Annotated in this window: 19 protein-coding genes; 8 read left to right on the top strand and 11 right to left on the bottom strand. The window is 56.8% G+C overall.

What is annotated here, in order from left to right:
- The first annotated feature begins 30 nt into the window (after positions 1-30).
- A complete protein-coding gene (locus tag K3759_RS20220) occupies positions 31-1236 on the top strand; it encodes a glycosyltransferase family 2 protein (RefSeq protein ID WP_259986648.1) in 1206 nt (401 codons plus the stop codon).
- Positions 1237-1325: 89 nt separating this feature from the next.
- On the opposite strand, the gene K3759_RS20215 is transcribed toward K3759_RS20220, so the two are convergent.
- The 5 genes from K3759_RS20215 to K3759_RS20195 all read right to left on the bottom strand — a co-directional run bounded on the left by K3759_RS20215 (position 1326) and on the right by K3759_RS20195 (position 5531).
- A complete protein-coding gene (locus K3759_RS20215) occupies positions 1326-2114 on the bottom strand; it encodes a glycosyltransferase (protein WP_259986647.1) in 789 nt (262 codons plus the stop codon).
- Complete coding sequence (locus K3759_RS20210) at positions 2114-2830, bottom strand: hypothetical protein (protein WP_259986646.1); 717 nt, start codon at positions 2828-2830, stop codon at positions 2114-2116. The genes K3759_RS20215 and K3759_RS20210 overlap by 1 nt, the downstream gene beginning before the upstream one ends.
- Positions 2827-3543 carry a sulfotransferase gene (locus K3759_RS20205; RefSeq protein ID WP_259986645.1) on the bottom strand — a complete coding sequence of 239 codons (717 nt, stop codon included), beginning with the start codon at positions 3541-3543 and terminating at the stop codon, positions 2827-2829. The genes K3759_RS20210 and K3759_RS20205 overlap by 4 nt, the downstream gene beginning before the upstream one ends.
- Before the next feature lie 99 nt (positions 3544-3642).
- On the bottom strand, positions 3643-4302 hold the full coding sequence (locus K3759_RS20200) for an ABC transporter ATP-binding protein (RefSeq protein WP_259986644.1): 660 nt from the start codon (positions 4300-4302) through the stop codon (positions 3643-3645).
- 14 nt (positions 4303-4316) lie between these two features.
- On the bottom strand, positions 4317-5531 hold the full coding sequence (locus K3759_RS20195) for a sugar transporter (protein ID WP_259986643.1): 1215 nt from the start codon (positions 5529-5531) through the stop codon (positions 4317-4319).
- An 82-nt stretch (positions 5532-5613) separates the two neighbouring features.
- Between K3759_RS20195 and K3759_RS20190 the strand changes: the two genes are divergently transcribed.
- A complete protein-coding gene (locus K3759_RS20190) occupies positions 5614-6426 on the top strand; it encodes an ABC transporter permease (protein WP_259986642.1) in 813 nt (270 codons plus the stop codon).
- A gap of 6 nt (positions 6427-6432) precedes the next feature.
- Here the strand turns inward: K3759_RS20190 and K3759_RS20185 are convergent, their stop codons facing one another.
- On the bottom strand, positions 6433-7440 hold the full coding sequence (locus tag K3759_RS20185; protein WP_259986641.1) for a glycosyltransferase: 1008 nt from the start codon (positions 7438-7440) through the stop codon (positions 6433-6435).
- A 152-nt stretch (positions 7441-7592) separates the two neighbouring features.
- On the opposite strand from K3759_RS20185, the gene rfbC reads away from it, so the two are divergent.
- The 4 genes from rfbC to rfbA are packed head-to-tail and all read left to right on the top strand — an operon-like array spanning position 7593 to position 10925.
- Complete coding sequence (rfbC, locus tag K3759_RS20180; protein WP_259986639.1) at positions 7593-8165, top strand: dTDP-4-dehydrorhamnose 3,5-epimerase; 573 nt, start codon at positions 7593-7595, stop codon at positions 8163-8165.
- Complete coding sequence (gene rfbB / locus K3759_RS20175; protein WP_259986637.1) at positions 8162-9205, top strand: dTDP-glucose 4,6-dehydratase; 1044 nt, start codon at positions 8162-8164, stop codon at positions 9203-9205. Before rfbC ends, rfbB begins: the two co-directional genes overlap by 4 nt.
- Positions 9202-10041 (top strand): dTDP-4-dehydrorhamnose reductase, encoded by an 840-nt coding sequence (gene rfbD / locus K3759_RS20170; protein WP_259986635.1) that lies wholly within the window; start codon positions 9202-9204, stop codon positions 10039-10041. The genes rfbB and rfbD overlap by 4 nt, the downstream gene beginning before the upstream one ends.
- Complete coding sequence (gene rfbA, locus K3759_RS20165) at positions 10038-10925, top strand: glucose-1-phosphate thymidylyltransferase RfbA (protein WP_259986633.1); 888 nt, start codon at positions 10038-10040, stop codon at positions 10923-10925. Before rfbD ends, rfbA begins: the two co-directional genes overlap by 4 nt.
- Positions 10926-10988: 63 nt before the next feature.
- Here the strand turns inward: rfbA and K3759_RS20160 are convergent, their stop codons facing one another.
- Positions 10989-12002, bottom strand: coding sequence for a ParB N-terminal domain-containing protein (locus K3759_RS20160; protein WP_259986631.1), 1014 nt, complete (start codon positions 12000-12002; stop codon positions 10989-10991).
- Between the two features lie 76 nt (positions 12003-12078).
- The gene (locus tag K3759_RS20155) at positions 12079-13479 is read right to left on the bottom strand and encodes an AAA family ATPase (RefSeq protein ID WP_259986630.1); all 1401 of its coding nucleotides are present in this window, start codon (positions 13477-13479) and stop codon (positions 12079-12081) included.
- A gap of 471 nt (positions 13480-13950) precedes the next feature.
- Here K3759_RS20155 and K3759_RS20150 point away from each other — a divergent pair, with 471 nt between their 5' ends.
- Both K3759_RS20150 and K3759_RS20145 read left to right on the top strand, forming a co-directional pair.
- Positions 13951-14970, top strand: coding sequence for a replication initiator protein A (locus tag K3759_RS20150; protein WP_259986629.1), 1020 nt, complete (start codon positions 13951-13953; stop codon positions 14968-14970).
- A gap of 196 nt (positions 14971-15166) precedes the next feature.
- The gene (locus tag K3759_RS20145; protein WP_259986628.1) at positions 15167-16765 is read left to right on the top strand and encodes a CAP domain-containing protein; all 1599 of its coding nucleotides are present in this window, start codon (positions 15167-15169) and stop codon (positions 16763-16765) included.
- A gap of 419 nt (positions 16766-17184) precedes the next feature.
- Here the strand turns inward: K3759_RS20145 and K3759_RS20140 are convergent, their stop codons facing one another.
- The 3 genes from K3759_RS20140 to K3759_RS20130 form a co-directional block, all read right to left on the bottom strand.
- Positions 17185-18090 carry a WcbI family polysaccharide biosynthesis putative acetyltransferase gene (locus tag K3759_RS20140; RefSeq protein WP_259986627.1) on the bottom strand — a complete coding sequence of 302 codons (906 nt, stop codon included), beginning with the start codon at positions 18088-18090 and terminating at the stop codon, positions 17185-17187.
- Positions 18091-18118: 28 nt separating this feature from the next.
- Positions 18119-19327, bottom strand: a complete 1209-nt coding sequence (locus K3759_RS20135; RefSeq protein WP_259986626.1) for a DUF563 domain-containing protein — start codon at positions 19325-19327, stop codon at positions 18119-18121.
- Positions 19328-19463: 136 nt separating this feature from the next.
- The gene (locus K3759_RS20130; RefSeq protein WP_259986625.1) at positions 19464-20270 is read right to left on the bottom strand and encodes a hypothetical protein; all 807 of its coding nucleotides are present in this window, start codon (positions 20268-20270) and stop codon (positions 19464-19466) included.
- Positions 20271-20341: the final 71 nt, after the last annotated feature.

Genomic DNA, 20341 nt, shown 5'->3' with positions numbered 1-20341 from the left:
GAAGCAGCCGCAAGCCCCGAGGGGCAGCAATTGATTAGCGTTTCGTTCATGGAAGACAAGATGCTGGGCGATCTTCTGGCCATGCGCGGCATCTCTCCCGCCGAAGAGGACTACCGCATCTCCATGCGCCGCCGGACCTATGGAGACGCCCTCCCCGTCCCGCTGTGGCACAACAGCTTTCACCCCAGCCAGACGGCCCCCTTGCAACTGGTGCATCTCGATACTCATCTTGATCAAGCAGATGCATTGGTGCGCTACGACAAGCCCGGCCTGTGGCCGCGCAAGATCTGGCCGAGCTACCAAGAGGCCGAACTGGGTTATCAGAGCAACGCGCTGGAACTCGTCAGCTCGGAGGACAGCGTTACCCGGGCGCGCGATGCAAGGGTGGCAGTGGTGGCCTGCATGCGCAACGAGATGTTCATGCTGCCACATTTCCTAGCCCATTACCGCAAGCTGGGCGTGGAAGCGTTCCTGATCGCCGACAATTGCTCGGACGATGGCACGCTGGAATATCTGGCACAGCAACCCGATGTGGCGCTGTTTTCGGTGGATACGGATTATCGCCTGTCGCAATACGGCGTGGCCTGGCAGCAGGCCATGATGGCAGCCTTCCGGGTTGGCAAGTGGTCCTTGGTGGCGGATGCCGACGAACTGCTGGTCTGGCAGGAGAAACAGAGCCAAACATTGGCGCAACTTCTCAACCACTCTGATTTCGAGACTGCCGAGGCCATCCGTGTCTTCATGCTCGATATGTACCCTCAAGGCCCGTTAGAGGATGCCGATTTTGCCCAAGGCACGCCCTTCGACCAAGCCGGTTACGCCGACCGCGTACCGTTCCTTGCCAACACCTTGGCCCGCGGCCCCTTTGCCGATCAGCGCTGCTGGACCTCTGCGCTGCGCCACCGGCTGATTGCAGGCTCGCACCGCAGCATGTTCGTCGCGCAAAAACTGGCGCTGCTGCGTTACCAGCCGTGGATGCGCCTTTCGGCGGGGTTGCATTTCGTCGGCGACGCGCGCATCGCCCCGCGCGAATTGCTGTTTGCGCATTTCAAGTACAACACCGATTTTCGGCGCAAAGCACAGGCCGAAGTTCTGCGCGGCCAGCATTTCAACAACGCCGAGGAATACCGTAAATATCTCGCCCTCGTCTCTGAGGGGCGCAGCGTGATCTTCGATCCTGATCTATCGCAAAAATGGACGGATGTGCCTTTCGTCAGGCGCAGGCTCCGCGGCTGAAGCTGCGCATTCCCCCGCAACCCCGGGCCGATCATAGAGCCCTGCGCAGGCCAAAGGGGATAAGGGGGGCAACAGGGCGCAAGCACGGCTCAGGGTGCCGCCTCATGCTCCTCGTAAATTTCCAGCAGTTCCACGAGATGCTCAGGTACGGTCACCGGACGCATCGCCCCGTGCCAATAGGCCTGCATGGAGATCTCTCCGGCCAAAAGAGCCTGTATCCGTCGGGCAAAGTCTGCAACGTCGCCTGGCGCAAACACCATCTCCGGGCAGTTTCCCAGTTCCGGCGCACCGCCCCTTGCTGCCGTCAACAAGGGGATACGGCGCGCGTGCATCTCAATGGCGACCTGCGGCAGGTTGTCGTGCCACAACACAGGCACCACTCCTATATCTACCGGCGCCAAAATCGCTTCCAACTCCGCGTGGGTATAACCATCGTGATAGATCACCTCCGCCAGATGATCGCCCAACGCACGCAACCGCGCCATAGTGGCAGGGTCCGCCGCGCGCGCGGCGACCATGATGCGCAGCCGAGCAGCGAGATCCGGGGGCAATGCTTCCAGCGCATCCAGCAGGAAAAAGAACCCTTTGTCGCGGCGCATGTAGCCCAGATACCCCAGTGTCAGGGTCTGTTTCTGGGGGTTATCCTGGGCGGGTGCCGTCTCGTCGTAGAACTCGGCGGCACGGGTCCCGATATAGCTTGTGCGGGTCAGTGCCGAGGCAACGCCGTAGCGCTGCGCCAACATGCGCACCGCATCCGAGACACATAGCACATGATCACAATGGGTATTGATCAGGTCGATCATGGCTGCACGACGCGCCGCAAAAGCTTTGGCACGATCTGCCGCCACATGCGGCTCTAACAAACGGTTTTCCGCCATCACCTGCCCTCGGCCCGCAACCAGCGTAGCGCCTGCAAGCCGCGTCGGCCTATGGCCAGAATGCCGCGGAAAGCCAAATCATAGGCCCATGTACCCGGCTGCAATCCCGCACAGCGCAGCCGGTAGGACACCGCATTAGCTCCGCGCAGCAGGCGCGCGTCATGCTGATGCGGCAGGCAGGTGACGCAGCGTGCGCCACCTTGGAAGTCTTCGCAGGTTTCACGCTCATGTGCCCAGAGGTTCACCTGCGGGCAGATCGGGTAGTAATTGTGCAAGGACAAGACAATCCGGGTCTCCGGATGCTGTTCTTTGACCGCCAGAACCTCAACGGGCAACCCTTCAAGATTGTTGAAGTGGATTACGTCATAGGGGCCAGTCCGCGCGACGAAGTCGAAAAATACATCGCTGGTGGGCGGATGCGACACCTGTGCGGGATCGCCGAAGCTGGCATGCGCCGAGGCCAGCACACCAGAGTTGATCAACTCATACCGGCAGTCGCCGTTTTCAGCGGGTCCATGACGCACAGGTTCCCACCGCGGGGCGCGCGCCCTCAGATCATGACCAAGCCCGGCAGAGAGGAAAACCGCCTCGACATTATCGCGACCTTCTAACCCCTCCATCAAATTGCGCTGATACAGTGTTACACCGCCGCCGCGCTTTTCCGTATCCAGATAGTCGACCCAGTTGTAGTAGAGAACCCGGAGAGGGCGGCTCACAACTCGTCTTCCAGCCAGCGCTTCAGCCCGATCTGGTTGAAATAGTAGCGAATAGGCTTGGGGTCCTCGAAACGGTCCGCGATGGAATTGCTGCTTTGTTTGATCAACGGGCTTTTCATGCCGGGTCGGTACGGTACTTCCAGAAAATTACAGATTTTCTCTTCGAAGCCGGGCTGGAACAATTCGCGGTACTCATAGGTGACCTTGGGGTTGGGCACCCCTGCCAGCCAAATCGAGATCAGATGATCGAATGTCGAATATTCATGCCAACGGTGGCTGATCTGGCGCGGGGTCGCCTTGATCTTACGCGTCACATGCTCATCGGCCTTGCTTTGCGCCCATTTCTTGCTTTGGTACGCCTTGATGAGGGAAGACACCTGCGCCAGCCGGTTCTCGCGCCAGACGTAGATGATGGACACTTCGGGGTCTGTGGCAAGGGCGCGCAATACATTCAGGTTGTGGCCGATCATGAACTTGAAACCGCCGCTGGCCGCGCCTTTAGCGGCCGCCTCGTCAAAGAACCTGTACATATGGCCGACCGGATCCTTGTCGCGGCCCAGTATGGCAGCGTGACTGTCGTCATGCTTAGAGCCGATAACCGCATAAGGATTGTACTGTTCCCCCGCACAGATCACGTTGCGATGTGCGTCCAACAAACTCATCAGATAGGTCGTTCCGCTGCGCGGCAGCCCCAGGATCACAAAGCGTTTCATCGTTTTTTACGTCCTGCCCACATACCGGTGCATTAAGGGAAAAGATATCAGGCCTTATTGAGGAGGATGGCCCGAATTTCAAGCGGCGCAGCTCTTAGGTTATCTATCCTCGATGGCATCGAGATGGAACTTGATCGCTGTTTCGACATCTTCGAAATAGGTCAAATGACCATCTGCCAGCAGGATGGCAGCATCACAATAGTCGCGCACCTGCCCCATCTCATGCGAAACAAGGATTGCACTAGATGTCTGCATGCGTTCCTTGAACAGCGCCTTGCTCTTGCGGCGGAACGCAGCGTCGCCCACTGCAGTAACCTCATCAACGAGGTAAGTATCGAATTTGATACCGAAAGACGCCCCAAACGTCAGGCGTGACCTCATACCCGAAGAATAGCTGCGTACCGGCATGTCGAAGTGTTTGCCCAGTTCCGCGAAATCCTCGACAAAGGCGACCAGTTCGTCGGTGTCCACTCCGTAGATACGCGCGATGAACCGAACGTTCTGCGCGCCTGTCAGATCCGGGTGGAATGATCCGCCGAATCCCACCGGCCAAGAGATCGACCCATCCGACACCACCCGTCCGCTATCGGGGCGCAACGTGCCAGCAATTAGCTGCATCAGGGTCGATTTACCGGCTCCGTTTAGCCCCAGCAGCGCCAACGACTTACCGGTCGGCAACTCGGTGTTGAGATGGTCGATCACAACCTTCTGAAAGCCCTGTACCCAGTAGCTCTTGCTCAGGTTCTCAAAGCGGATCATCGCAGCCCTTTCCGTCAGCTACGGTCGCGGATGGAATAATACACCAATGCCATGATTGCCCACCCCATCACCAGGAATAGTGAGGCCAGACCAAAAATCACGGCACGACGGGGATATTCACTGGTCTGTGCCAGTGTTGGCGCGATGTATGTCGCCAGATACCGGCTCTGCCGGGAGGCATTGGCCCGGGCTACATCAAGTGCAGCCAGTGATGCACGGTATGTCTCCTCGGCAAACTCCCGGTCCACGATTAGACCTTCGTATTCCGCTATCAGGGCCGGGTAATCATCCCCCGCCCCTGCCCCACTGGACAGCTGCTCGCGCTCGTTGGCGATCCGCTCGCGGATCACGGTAATCAGCCGCTCCGCCTGACGCTGACGCGGATCAGCCCCATCGGTTCCGCTGAGAAGATCCAACTCAATCAAGGCTTCGGCCAATTGCTGCTGCAGGTTGTTGATCACACCTGCACGGCCCTGAATATCCGAAGCCGGATCGACAAGCTGGTTCCCGGATCGGAACGCCGTCAGTGCCTCACGGGCCACTTTGAGCCTTCCGACCGCCTCTTCAAGATCAATTCGCGCGTAGCGCATCGCATCCTCGCGGGCCTGCTCGTTAAGGTCATTGATCATGTTCTGGCTTAATCGCAGGATCTCGACAGCAATCTCGCGAGCTTTTTCAGGCGTGAACGCCTCTATCCGCATTTCCATCAATCCCGAACTACGGTCATAGGAAACACTTACGATCCGACGCCAGTAGCTGTCCAAATCCTCAATGCTGGCATCGGGCTTCAGGGCAAAGAACGGATCGTCGTCCCAATATCTGCTGTAATGTTCACGCAGGCCCACATTTTCGTCGATCTTCTGAACGAGAGACTGACTCAGTATAAACTCGTAGAGAATGTCCCCGTCCGAGGAGGCCGATGCTCCTGTCAGACTGGCCAAGCCGCCCAGCAGTGCCGAGGCGCTCCCCCCCTCTTCCTGACGCACCGTGAAACCGGTTAGCGAGATGTATTGATCCTTTGCGATCACCCAAAGGTAGAACCCCACCACCGACAGCGGGATGAGAACCACGGCCAAAAAGGAAAGGACCAAACCAAAATGACGACGCCGGAAACGCGCCGCCTTTACCGTTCGACGTACGGGGCGGACATAGGGCTCCACCTTCTCGACCTTCCGGGGGGCCGGAGCAGGTTCGGCAGACGCGCTGTCTTTCGGGGTCATTTCACTCATTTTGCTTCCGGAAGATGGTTTGAACTTCTAAGGAATCTTTTACATACTGATCCCGGTATTGCCAGCACTGGAGCAAACCGTAATGTCGCGTCCCTCTGCCCAGGTTAGTCCCGTCGCGCATGGTGCAAATCGAAGCTTTGCGACGTTCAGAGCCGTCTCGGCCTTGATCCTGCGCGAAATGGCCACGCGCTACGGGCGCTCCCCGGGGGGCTATGCTTGGGCCGTGTTGGAGCCGCTGGGCGGCATCGCTGTCTTGGGTTTCGGATTTTCTCTTCTGGTGCGCACACCGCCATTGGGAACCAGTTTCCTGTTGTTTTTCGCAACGGGCTTCCTGCCGTTCGGGATGTACAACAACCTCGGTTCTGCGGTGGGGCGATGCATCAACTTTTCGCGCGCCCTGCTCTTCTATCCCGCCGTGACCTGGGTGGATGCCGTTCTGGCGCGGTTTATCCTGGGCGTTCTGACCGAAACCCTCGTGATCATCATCATCCTGACGGGACTGGTTCTGACCATCGATAGCCGTATCATCCTGGACGTTGGCGCAATTGTTCAATCAATTTGCCTGGCCGCTGCGGTGGGGTTAGGCGTGGGTCTTCTGAATTGTGTCCTGTTCGGGCTCTTCAACATCTGGATGCAGATCTGGAGCATCCTCATGCGACCCATGTTCTTGATCTCAGGCGTTCTTTTTCTTTACGAAAGCATGCCACGCGCGCTACAGGATATCTTGTGGTACAATCCGATCATGCATGTCACGGGATTGATGCGGCGCGGTTTCTACAGCAGCTATGAAGCCTCCTATGTCAGCATCAGTTATGTGCTGCTGTTTGCGGGAGTCTGTGGGTTTCTAGGGGTCGTCTTGATGGGCAGGTATCACCGTGTCATTCTCAACCGGTAGCCGCAATTAGGGGCGCGAAGACGCTGGATTGGCCCATGCCAACACGCGGGCGTGAGGGATCTGAGTGCGCCGCAGCAGCCCGTCGCGGATCGCGCGGCCCAGCAGCATCAGGTAGCGTCCCCGTTCTCCCGAGTGGAACCGGGCCTTGAGCGCCCATTTCACCATCATCATCAGCAGCACCAGCCAGAACCACGGACCAGCAGCCAGGCGATAGACCATCAGCAGATTACGGTAATGATAATAGGATTTCCAAAGAGGACGGAAACGCTGATCAGCGCCTGAAATGGTGGTAAAATCATGTTCGAACCGAATGGCGGGATCAAACAGGATCGTGCCCCCTGCTTGTCTCATAGCCAGCGAATAGAGCACATCATCGCCGTAGATGAACAGCGACCCATCTGGATACCCCACTGTCTTGATCGCCGCGCGCGAAACAAACAGCCCGACAAAGGATCCGCTGTCGACGGCCCTGAAATCACTGCCCTCGTAATCGGCGGGATTTAGGTGAAACCCGGCCCGTCCGCGTCCCCGTAGTGCGCCCTTTAGCGTGCGCCAGACCATGCCGCGGTGCCAGAAAGGATTAAGCGTGGGGCGATTCATATCACAAATCCGCCCGTCAGGATGGTAGACTGCCGCCGACCACGCCATCGCACTGCTGCGGTCAGCATCCAAAAAGGCCGCTACGGCCCCCGGCGCAGGGCGCGCATCGTCGTCCATGACCAGGATCCACTCAGGATTAAAGGTATCTACGGCAAAGCGCATCCCTGCCTCAAACCCGCCTGCTCCGCCGCCATTCACCGCACAGCGCTGCACCACCAGATGCGGATCATTCTGGGCCGCCAGCCAGCCAGCCGTCCCATCCGTACTGGCGTTATCGATCACAATGATACGATCTAGCCCTTCTGAGGTCGCCGCCAACAGACGCGCCACGGTCAGACGAAGCTGGTCCAGCCGATTGTACGTCACGACAACTGCTACAAGGCGCTGTGACAGGGGCGGCAGCGTGGTTTGCATCCTAAGTATATCTCCAGCCTGAAACTCCGTGTGGCTCTGGTCATAGTTCTTCCGCCAAGTCAAACACCGCAGGCCGCTCCCGGCACTTCGGGTTGCTTTCTGACCCCAATCTGGCAAGAAGGTCCAGGTTTTCAGGTTCAAGGAATTTCCCGATGAAGATCGAAGAAACAGCATTGCCGGGGGTCGTTGTTTTGACCCCGGCCCGCCATGGAGATGCCCGCGGCTTTTTTTCCGAAAGCTGGAATAAGGCGCGGATGGAGCAAGCTGGTCTACATTATGACTTCGTGCAGGACAACCATTCCCTCAGTGAGGCGGCGGGCACAGTGCGGGGCCTGCATTTCCAAAAGCCCCCCCATGCACAGGCCAAGTTGGTACGGTGCGGGCGTGGGGCACTTTTGGACGTGGCCGTCGACATCCGCCGCGGCAGCCCGACATATGCTCAATGGGTCGGCGTCGAGCTTTCGGCGCAGAACGGTAAGCAACTGCTGATCCCTGCGGGTTTCCTGCATGGGTTTGTGACCCGTGCACCCGACACTGAGATTATCTACAAATGCACCGATTACTATGCCCCTGACTGCGATGCTGCCGTGCGCTATGATGATCCTGATATCGGGATCGACTGGGGATTGGGCGAAGACGCGCCACGGCTTTCGGCAAAGGATGCTCAAGCGCCCCGGCTGGCGGATATCGACACACCATTCAGCTTCGAAGGCCAGGACACATGAAAATTCTCGTAACCGGCGGTGCTGGCTTCATCGGATCGGCAGTTGTGCGGCTTGCTGTGGCGCGGGGGCATCGGGTGGTCAATCTCGATGCTCTGACCTATGCCGCCTGCCTTGATAACGTGGCCGAGGTGGCCAACAGCCCTCTTTATACGTTTGAGCATGCCGACATCCGGGATCGTGCCGCGCTGGACCGCATTTTAAAGACCCACAAACCCGATGCAATCATGCATCTGGCAGCCGAAAGCCACGTCGACCGCTCGATTGATGGGCCGGGTAATTTCATCGAAACTAACATCACCGGCACCTATCACATGCTGGAAGCCGCGCGCGCCTACTGGACCGCGCAGGGCCGGCCCAACACATTCCGCTTTCACCACATTTCGACGGATGAGGTTTTCGGGTCGCTGGGCCCCGCAGGCATGTTCACCGAAGACACCCCCTACGATCCCCGCAGCCCCTACTCCGCATCTAAAGCCGCAAGCGACCACTTGGTGCGCGCTTGGGCCGAAACCTACGGGCTTCCCGTGGTCCTGACCAATTGCTCTAACAACTACGGGCCCTACCATTTCCCTGAAAAACTGGTCCCCGTGGTGATCCTGAACGCGCTGGCGGGCAAGCCGTTACCGATCTACGGCGACGGCGCTAACATCCGCGATTGGCTCTATGTCGAGGATCACGCCGACGCGCTTTTATGCGTGCTGGAGAAAGGCAAGCTGGGCCGATCCTATAACATCGGGGGTGAGAATGAGCGCACCAATTTGAAGCTGGTTAAAACGATCTGTGGGATCCTGGATGAAAAGCGCCCCCGCGACAGTGGCACCTATGCGGACCTAATCACCTTCGTCGCCGACCGCCCCGGCCATGATGCGCGTTATGCTATCGACCCTGCCCGCATGAACACCGAGCTGGGTTGGCATCCTTCCGTTACCGTCGAGGAAGGCCTTGCCCTAACCGTGCAATGGTATCTGGATAATGAAACTTGGTGGCGCGCGCTACAGGCCCGCGATGGCGTGGGCGAGCGTCTGGGGAAGACCGGATGATCCTCGTTTTTGGCAAGACCGGCCAAATCGCCACTGAGCTTCAATTGCAAGCCGATGTCACAGCTCTGGACCGTCACGCTGCCGATCTGAGCGATCCGGCGTCCTGTGCAGCCGCGATCAGAGAGCACCGCCCCGATGTGGTGATTAATGCGGCAGCCTACACCGCCGTAGACCGCGCCGAGGAGGAGCCCGACCTTGCCCAGATGATCAACGCGCAGGCCCCCGCCGCCATGGCGCAGGCCTGCGCGGATCTGGGTATTCCGTTCCTACATGTCTCGACCGACTATGTATTTGACGGCAGTGGCACAGACCCGTGGCAGGTCAATGACCCGATCGCCCCCCTGAGTGTTTATGGGCGCACCAAGGCTGCGGGCGAAGAGGCGGTGCGCGAGGCCGGCGGGGCATATGCGATCCTACGCACGTCTTGGGTGTTCTCGGCCCATGGCAACAACTTCGTCAAAACGATGCTCCGCCTGTCAGAGACACGCGACGCATTGAGTGTGGTCGATGACCAAATCGGTGGCCCGACCCCCGCAGCCGGCATCGCAGCGGCTTTGCTAGATATGGCGCGGGCAATGCGCACAGGCCAAAGCGGCGGCACCTATCACTACGCTGGCACGCCATCCACGAGTTGGAAATGTTTCGCGCGCGAAACATTTGCTGCGGCGGGGCGGAAGGTTGACGTGACTGGAATCCCCACATGCGACTACCCGACACCGGCCACACGTCCCCTTAACTCAAGGCTCGACTGCTCAGCGTTAGAGTCTGACTTCGGGATATCCCCCCCAATTTGGAAAGCCAATTTGGCACAGATTGTAAGAAAGTTATTATTATGACGGACCAAAGCACGAAGGCGCGCAAGGGCATCATTCTGGCTGGCGGGTCGGGCACGCGGCTGTACCCGATCACCGTCGGCGTTTCCAAGCAGCTTTTGCCGATCTATGACAAGCCGATGGTCTATTATCCTTTGTCGGTCCTGATGCTCGCGGGTATCCGCGAGATTGCTGTGATCACCACGCCACAGGATCAAGACCAATTCCAGCGCACGCTGGGAGACGGCAGCCAGTGGGGACTGCAGATCACATACATCCAACAACCCTCACCTGATGGGCTGGCGCAGGCCTATATCCTAGCTGAAGAATTTCTAGACGGGGCATCAAGCGCGATGGTTCTGGGCGACAATATTTTCTTTGGCCATGGGCTGCCCGAGCAATTGGCCGAGGCAGACAATAAGCAGGAAGGCGGGACCGTATTTGGGTACCGCGTGCATGATCCGGAACGCTATGGAGTGGTTGATTTCGCTCCCGATGGCACGGTGCGTTCGATCATCGAAAAACCGGAAGTACCACCATCGAATTACGCGGTCACTGGACTCTACTTCCTCGACGGTACGGCGCCTGCACGCGCACGCAAGGTCCAACCCTCCGCGCGCGGCGAGCTGGAGATCACCGCTTTGCTGGAAAGCTATTTGCATGATGGCAGCCTAACAGTGCAGCAAATGGGCCGAGGGTATGCGTGGCTCGATACGGGCACCCACGCAAGCCTTCTTGACGCGAGCAACTTCGTAAGAACTCTATCAAGCCGTCAAGGTATGCAGGTGGGTTGCCCCGAAGAGATCGGGTTTTCGAAGGGTTGGATCAGCCGCTCCGAACTGGCTGAGCTGGCTGAAAGATACGCTAAGAATACTTACGGTACCTACTTGGCATCTTTGCTGAAATAGAGAAATGTTTCGCGCGCGAAACATTTAAAACAGGCTCTATCCTGACGGATAGAGCCTGTTTTGTTAAGAACTCTCAAGCCATCGCAACAGACGGGCGCGCAATTCAGGTGTAAGGGCAGGGCCACTCAGCTCGATCCGACCGTCTGATTTGTACACGCGCACATGCAGGCCGTCGCGTAGGTCCCGCTCGGAATACGCTGGCAGGGCAGTTGTATTTTTGCGGTCTTTAGAGTCTGATTCTACTGCGAGCCCCTGCGTCAGAAGCTGCATCTCATCCTCTGGCGTTTCCACCCGCCCGTCCTGAAGTTCAGCCCGTAGACGCGCCCCCAGATCCGTGTCACGCTCTAATGCGCTTGAGAGTTGCAGGCCTAAACGCTCTCCAATGGACTGCGGAAAACGAAGGGCGCCATCAAGGGCACCGACAATCGTCAGGAAGGATCTGATCTTGGATCGCTTGGCGCGGGAGGCCGTTCCGAAAAGATTCAGCAATGCCCTTTTTTCAGTGTCGAACACACCCTGTTCCACGGCCTTAGCGGCGATACGGGCACGCTCAAAGTAGCTTAGACCCACGCGGATCTCGTTTTCCTCGACCATCGCGATATAGGCATCCGAGGCATCATTGGGCCGGCGCTCAATCGCAAGCACAGTGCCGTCGCCGTGACCTTCCGCATGAAGTTGCATCAGCGCCGTGCAGCGCCGCCACCCTGAGATCAGGCCGTAACCACCCTCTGCCAGCGCCACGACCTCGATCGGGGTTTGCTGGCCGCGGTCGCGCAGAGAGCTAACGAGGGCCGCCATATCATCGTCATCATGTGCGATCCGGTCGCGCACCAAGTGATCAAGCCGGATCGCAGACAGCGGCAGGGCGGCGATCATCCGACCCTGCGCGCGCGCCTCATGCAGTTCGCGGCTTACTTCCTGCAAAGCAGCTGTGGCCGAGGCTTCAGAAGCGACGTCCGCGATTGGGGCGCGCATACCCCCCAAGGGCGCCATGGATTTCGTCTCAGGCGCCCTCACGGAGAAATCAGGATTCAAGAAATCGGGGTTGGCGGGGGTCAAGCGTTTGCGTTTGGCCATGGGGCGTCTCCTGTTGCGGGGGCCGGGCGAGGATCGGCGTGAGGTTTAAACATTCGGCAAAAGGTCCGCATGGTCATTAAACAACCTGCGCACCGGTGTCTCTGGAAGCCAGTTCGTCTCGCCTCCAGGCTCCGATCAGCAACTGTTTGAATGCGGCGTAGGTCGCATCAAACGTTTCACGACCGCGTACATAGGTCTCACGGTTAAAATCACGGTAGTCGGCTTCGTAAATGCCCTGTACCTGTTCGCCAGCCTGTCCGATCAGCGCGGTGAAATCCTGTCGATGCGGCGAGAGAGCGGTGCCAAGATAGCTTTGCATTAATGCAGCAAGTTCTGCCTGCTGCGCGCCATCATACCGAGTGACCACCGCGCGCACCGCGTCCCATTCGAAATTAAGCCCCTCGCGCCCCAGGGCTCGGGCTGCCATATTCTCAGCCTCCTCAATGGAGCCGAAGGTGGCATGCAACATGTCAAAGAACCGACCGGTACTGTCGAATTCCAGAAACGAAGCCCCAAGCGGCACCAGCAGGATGTCAGCGGCGGCCAGCCCGTTGATTGTCAGATAGCCAAGGGCAGGGGGGGTATCGAGAAAGATCACGTCGTAGTCGTCCAGCACGCCGTCAGCTGCGAACATATCCGTCAGCGCATCCCACAGCTTCCAACCACGCGCCTGCATGCGCCAGACCGGCACTTGGAATTCGGCCCAATAAAGGTTGAGCTGCGCGCCGATGAGGTCGATGTTGGGCCAGTGAGTGCTCTGGATCAGGCTTTTGCTATCGACCTTCAAGGCCTCGGTAAGCGTATCATCAAGCGGCAAAGGCCCCTCGCCGCGGTCCATTCGGCGCTGGTTCTCCAAACGCAACTGTAGTGCGTAGTGGCGTGCCATTAGCGGGAACACTGTCTGCCATTCGTCCTTGACCGCACCGCCAAAGATCGAGGTCATGGAGCCTTGGGAGTCCAGATCAACCACCAGCACCTTATAGCCATCAAGGGCCGCGGACATGGCCAGATGCGCCGCCGTCGAGGTCTTGCCCACACCCCCTTTGAAATTGGCTACGGCGACCATCTTGGCGGGCAAACCCTTAGGGCGGTAGGGCAAGTATTCTTTGGCTTTGGACCCCTCGTTGCCGAAATGCGCACGCAGGCGCTGAACTTCATCAAGCGTAAACCACTTGGCGCCGCCCGCCGTTTCGGAAATCCCTTGCGGCAAATCGGGGTTCTGTTTGAGCACTCGGCGAAAATGACCTGTGGCGACGGGGATTAGGTAACGGGTAATTTCCCAGGTCGAGAACCGACGCAAGCTTCGCCCGCTTTCTCCCTGTAAGCCGCGGTTTTGCAGATCCTGTCGGCCAGTGTCACAAGCATGCGCCAGCTTTTTAAAGTTTTCTGTGGTGGTCGGTGTACCCAGTGCTGCATTGGCCTGATCGGGGTCGATGTGGAAATAGGGGGGCAGATGGCCCGCTGTTTCGGGTGGCATGAATGCTCCTAATGTGCGTCGTTTCCGGTACCGTACCATAAAAGAGCGAACATGAAACTAAAGATGCTACATCGTCAGAGTTTTCTGAGAAAATAAGGCGGTATCAGTCTGTAGGATGGGACATATTTGAGGCAATTTGGAAATTTTTTCAGTTATATTTGGTTATAATACAGTTACAGGGACATTCTACCTTCGTTTAAATGTTTAAAACCAAAGGGTAAGCCCCGGTTTTTCCAAGCTCTCCGACTCTGAACCCCCGATACGGTGACTCTGATCCCCCGAAAAGATGACTCTGGTCCCCCGATAGCAGTTCTGGACGGGGGGGTATCTATGACTTTAGGTTAGGTGTCACTGAAACCCCGAAAGAATCGGGGCAGTATAATCTGAGTGATATGCGGGCGACATGATCCGCAACCTCGGGCGAGCAGTGACACAAGGTGCGACAGCGCACCTGCAGGCAGGGTGACAGCCATGACCGATATTCCTGTATCCAGCTTGTCGCCGGACCGACATCCTACGGCAGATTTTTTCGTCTGCGATGTATTTGATGCAGCGCCCAAAGATGACTTGGGCACGATGGAGCATCCGATTTTCTCCCTTTCGACCCGGCCCGACAAACGCATTTTGTCCTATGCGCATGGTGGGACCACCATCGAGGTGATCCCCTCGGTCAAAGGGCGGGCAACAATCCATGACAAGGACATTCTCATTTTCTGCATCAGTCAGTTGATGGCGGCAGTGAATGCAGGACGTAAAATTTCGCGCCACATTACTCTTAAAGCACACGACCTGCTGGTAGCGACCAACCGCGATACATCCGGGGATGCCTATGCCCGTCTGAAGGATGCGTTCGAGCGTCTGGCGGGGACACGCATCACTACGAATATGGCCACTGGCGGGATTGAGACGACACAGGGTTTAGGCCTTATCGAATCCTGGGAGATCAAGCGCCGTGCGCGGGGCGGGCGGATGATCTCTGTCGGCGTCACACTGAGCGAATGGTTGTTCCGTGCTGTGCAGACCAAGTCCGTGCTGACGTTGAGCCGGGACTATTTTCGCCTGCGCAAGCCCTTGGAGCGGCGCATCTATGAGTTGGCACGCAAGCATTGTGGCCGACAGCGCGAATGGCGGGTAAGTGTCACAACGCTGCATAAGAAGTCCGGATCTGCGGCCCCTCTGCGGGTGTTCCGCGCGGCTCTGCGCAAGATGGCCAGCGCGGCTCATCTCCCTGATTATGACATGCTCGAAGAACCCGGTGATCTGATGGTCTTCTCACGCCGTCCCGTGGTGCTAGAGCATGGCAGTGCGCCGCAGCTGAGCGTGGATGCGCTAGAGGCCGCACGCGCATTGATGCCTGGTGTAGATGTCTACGCGCTGGAAGCCGATTGGCACAGCTATTGGGACCGCAACGGGCAGGCCGTCTTGCGCAATGCGGACCTGGCGTTCCTGGGCTGGGTCCGGACACAGACAAAGAACACAACCGGGGGGTAAGATATTCTTAAGTTAAAACTGCCAATTTAACTGAAGGTGGCAGATTTCCGCGCCGGGTGTGGACCGCTTGCGGCGACGTCTTTCTATTTCCTCACGCAGGCCGTAATCGCGACCCAATCAACCAATAGGTTCCCCAACAGCTTTCGTGTTCCGGAGTTTTCTTTTCCGGCGCCCATGTAAAAGGAAAAGACGGCCCATGGTCTATGCTACCGATTTAGAACTCTACATGCTGGAACTCGTCAACCAAGAACGATCTGCACTCAATCTGGACCTCTTTGAGCTTGAAACGAACCTCAACCAATCTGCGGATGATCATTCGGAATGGATGCTGGAGAACAATGTGTTTTCCCATACGGGCGTTGATGACACGTCTCCGACACAACGCATTCGGGCTGCGGACTTCGATCTGTCGGGCAGCTGGCGCACCGCGGAAAACCTCGCCATCCAGTCAGAGCGGGGCGAAGAAGGCTATCGCGACGATGTTGCAAACCTGCACAGGCTGTTGATGGAGAGTCCCGGTCACCGGGCCAATATTCTTAGCCCCGATCTGGATTACATCGGGATTGGGATCGACATCGGTTCCTTTACCTACAGCTCTGGTGCGACGGCCCTTTCGGTTGTCGCGACCCAGAACTTCGGCAGCACTGAGGGCCACGTCGATTTGGACGATTTGAACGGGGATAGGGGAACTCCAGAGGCTGACACCGTCCCGTCCGGCCCCGAGGACAGCGGGGATGTTGTCGCAGGCGCGGTCCTCACCGGGGGCGCGGACGATGAGGTTCTCAACGGGGGCGCGGGAGATGACACCCTCCATGGGGGGGATGGAAACGACACTCTGAACGGGGGAGAGGGGAACGATTATCTGCATGGCGGTAGTGATGCCGACCGGATCTGGGCCAGCGCCGGCAACGACCGGGTTCTGGGCGGTGCTGGCGATGATGTGATTGGTGGCATGGACGGCACCGACACGATCTGGGCTGGGTCGGGCAACGATACCATATATGCCGGCAACGGGAGTGATGTCGTCGGTGGTGGCAACGGTAATGATGCTATCTGGGGAAATCGCGGAGATGACCGGATCTGGGGTAATGATGGGCATGATACCATCGATGGCGGGCAGGGGCATGACACACTTGATGGCGGCAATGATGCAGACCGGATCTGGGCAGGGACCGGCAATGATCTGCTTCTTGGCGGTGCGGGAGATGACGTACTGGGCGGCATGGACGGTTTCGACAAGATTTGGGCCGGGTCGGGCGATGACACGATCTACGCGGGCGGTTGGAGCGATACCGTGGGAGGCGGCGACGGCAACGATGTCATCTGGGGGGCGAATGGCAACGACCTGATCTGGGGTGGAGACGGCCACGACAAGATAGATGGAGGCTTGCACAATGACAGCCTCTACGGTGGCGGCGGCGACGACCGCATCTCGGGAGATGCGGGCAATGACAGTCTCATGGGCAGCTGGGGACGCGATACCCTCAGAGGTGGGGCTGGTGACGATACGCTTGAAGGGGGGGCGGGCAATGACCTGCTTACTGGAGGGACAGGCGACGACACCTTCGTATTTGCGGTGCGGAGCGGGCGTGACGAAATCTCTGATTTTGACGATGGCGATGTCCTGCGTCTCGACGAAGACTTGTGGAGCGCCACCCACGGCCAACTGAACACGCAGCAGGTCGTCTCGACCTTTGGCAGAGTTACGGACGGCAACACCACTTTGGAGTTCGACGGCGGAGAGGTTCTAGTGCTCAACGGAGTGAACGATCTGATCGAGATTGAGCTGTTCTAGACTCAAGCCGAAAATAGATACGCGGGGCCGTCTGTGTGATGCATGCAGACGGCCCGGTGGTGGGGGCATTTTCCAGAGCGAAGCCAATGTGGTACTTTCGTGGAACCGGATTTCAGTACCCAGAGACCACCTTTTCAACATACTTCCTGATTTTCGGGCTCTTCTCGTGATCTACCTTTCTGCCAAATAGGCAGTCCTTCTCTTCCATCAGCAGATCAAATTTCCCGTCATTGAGCGGCCGCATGTACCCCTGAAACGCACGTAGTGAATCATTGGAAATTTTATCAAGGGGAAGTGCATTACCACTGCGAACAACCATCGGGATAAACGATTCATCAGGCTCAAAACAGTCTGAAAAAAGACCTATCATTATAGTAGTCGGTTTGGCTCGTTTAGTGAGCAGCAGTAAGCGTTTGAGTTTAACTCTCTAAACTGCCCGTCTTACTTAGAAACTCAACGTCTTCCAGAATGCTGGGTGTCAGGCGGACTCCGTTAAATGTTTGGTAGATGTCGTTAGCATCGTAAATCTTCTGAAAACTGGAGCAAAGCTCTTCACGTGTGTAGCGCCTTGGTGCTCCGCCCAGACCGAGCACCGTGTTGTTGGCATCAACCGTATAGGCATCGCCCTGATAAACAGCCTCACTTGCGCTCCAGACGGAAGGCACCTGATATCTGGCGAGCGGCTCGGATAGAGAGGGGTCGTCTTGCGGTTCCGTATCCAGCCCCATGCTGTGCAACAAGCGCCGCGCCATTTCGGCAAGGACAAGCTGTGAAGGGTGGTTGAAAGTGAAGAACAGCCGCTGGTTGTCTGCATTGGCAGCTAGGAAGTCTGAGATCGCCACATGACAGCGCGCCTCCTTCTTTTCCAGCTCTGCGATTGAAAGCGCGTGCGTGGAGGCGATGAAGGCGGGGTCGAAATGGTCCAGCGCATTCGGATCGACCTGACCTGTATGCTTCCAACTCCGGTAGAGGCGAATGTCATGCAGCGCTTCGAGAGGGCCCATCAGACGGCCCAACTTGGGGTGCGTGAAATAGCGCAGATAAGGTTGCTGGCCCGTGTAGAAAATATTCGGCCAGATCACCACCTTATCCCCGAACCGTTCCTTAAGGTTGGCGCTGGCCAGATGGGCAGGCTGGAACCCGTCTTGGGTTAGTTGAGCAAAAATCACGTCAGCCTGTGCGATTTGCGCCAGTTGTTCGGCCTTCTGTTCGGCTTTGGACAGATGCAGAATAATAGGTTTGAGAATACGCATGTCCGGCGCTACACGTTCTATCTGTGCGCTGACCGGGCGGGCCTGACAGTTGGCGATGACCTGTATCTGCATCAGACATTCCCCTCTTGCGGAGGTTTTGTCAGTTTATCGCGGGACCAGCAAGCCATTCATCTATATCCTTAGAAAGGTTGGATAGATGAGTATTGGACAACGACCATGTTTGCGGCTTTTCACTGCTCATCATTTCCGTTTTAATTATCGATGTGGTCACTTTCGCCATGGTAAATTTCTCAGCTCGCTGATCCCATGGCGGGTTGTGCCAATCCGGAGCTATGCGAAAAACTTTCAATCCGGGGTGGCTCCTGAACATTGAAAGATGAAGCTGGGAGCCAGAGATACCTGCAATTTCAGTCGCCTGATTAATGAGAATAGCCTGTTGCTCTAGGCTCAATTCTTCTGGGCGGATAATTTCAAAGCCGCGTGACAAAAACTCATTCTCAATTAGGTATTCATTTTGTACAGATCGATTGGAGACATTGCTCCCAGATCTGGTCAAGTAGACCTTTTTTGGCAAGCCTTTTTCACATTGGGCGTTCTTAGCCAGGTTTGCCGAGGCACGCCGCATAACATCGAAATATAAATGGTTCACGCCTTGATGTGCGTGTACGGTTATTCGGCTAGGGATGAAAAGAGACCTAATTATTGCAGGCTTGGAAACAATTTTTATATCCTCAAAGTTAACTTCGAGCGCATTCAAAAAATCCTTTAAATACCGAGGCCAATGTTCATAAGACGCATTTAGTGAATGTGTACTAACTGCCACAAACTGCATCTTTCGATATTCATCCTTCAAGCCTTCAATAACATCTGGCCAGTGTCTTGAAGGCGTCTCAAGCAACATGTGGCCAAAATGCTTGGTTGCCCTTTCCAAAAGAACGCAATCACCATCAATGACTTCGGTCGGGGTATTCAATTTTGCGAACCACTGCCGTGAAACATTAAACTCAATCTTGGGCGTGGCGAGAAATGCTTCGAAGAAACTGTCGTGAAAAAACTCATTGTTTTCACTAACAAGAAGTCTCCCACGGCGTTTTTTCCATGGGCGGGGCAATGGGGTACCTGAATCTTCTTCTGTTCGCCCAGCGAACCCCTGAGGATAGAGGGTGCAATTATTGAGGTGAAGTATGTATGGAATGTTCGGAACGCCGAATTTGCCAAACGCGTTGAACGAATAGGCCTCCATTTCTTCAAAGAGGTATATTGAGTCGTTTTTTTGTTTTGAAAAGGGTTCGGATCGGTGGGGAAAAATCTCAATAGGTTTGAAGCTCAGTGAAGTTTCTTCATTCATTTTAAAGTCTTCCAGTCGGGTTCTATTTTGACCAGGATTTTTCCATCTATTTAACTCTATGGGTTAGCCGGGCAATTTGGGGTGAGCTGTATTTTCGTGAGATGCTCGCCCCACTTTTTGCAGATAATTCGTTAGCCTAATCCCTGTTCAACAGAGTTTCTGCATGGGCCAGCACCCGTGCATCGTCGAGGTTGGATTGGGTGAGCAGTTTGATCACTTCCGGGTCCGGGGCACTATCTTTGCCGGTGACATTAGAGCGCACGACCTCACCGTTGAACGAGGGGTGAAATTTCTGCACCAGAGTATTGAGCCTGTCGATGAAGCCGGTGAAATCCGACACCAGCCCGACCAGGCCTTCAGCATGAATCTTCTTCAGCCCGGCGATTGCACGGTCCAGTTCCGGAGCATCGCCGCCTTGTAGTGAGGCAAGGCGGCTGGTCTGGAAATTGCGACACTGGCGGTCGTTGCCAACAGCAAGGCGGGCTTTGATATAGCCTTCTAGGTCCGCAGTCTTGGCTAGATTTGCCCCCCAGTTATCGACCTGCTGCTGGCGCTCGAACTTGTAGGCGGAGATCACTCTTTTAACAGGATCTCGCAGCAGGATCAGCGGTATGATTTTTACGCCGTCAACCTGCGGCAATGGGCCAATGGCGGTGTGGGTGGAATAGGCGACCCCTTGGGGGGTGGCGCGGATCCAGTCCTGCACCAAGGGTGTGTTGTTGCCGCCCTTGGGGGCGAATTCTTGCGTCAGCCAGCGGTCTTGAAAATGTCCTTTCAAGATCGCGTCAAGGGAGGTGCCCGCATTCTTGAACAGGTGGTAGTGCAGCAGGACGGTACGAGGTGAAGATGACACGAGAGGAGCGCCCTTTGTTTTGGTCGACCTGGCAGGCCATCGGCTCGGGATCGATATGGTGGTTTTATGGATGCCATTAAAGAAAGGCATTTTGTCAGTTTATACACTGCTACGAAAGCATTCTTGCCCAGGGGGCTGCAATTTCCGCAGCCTTCAGGCCG

The sequence above is a fragment of the Sulfitobacter sp. W027 genome, from assembly GCF_025143985.1.
Classification (GTDB): domain Bacteria; phylum Pseudomonadota; class Alphaproteobacteria; order Rhodobacterales; family Rhodobacteraceae; genus Sulfitobacter.
The sequence above is the reverse complement of the archived record's forward strand: the minus strand, read 5'-3'. Positions and strand labels throughout refer to the sequence as shown.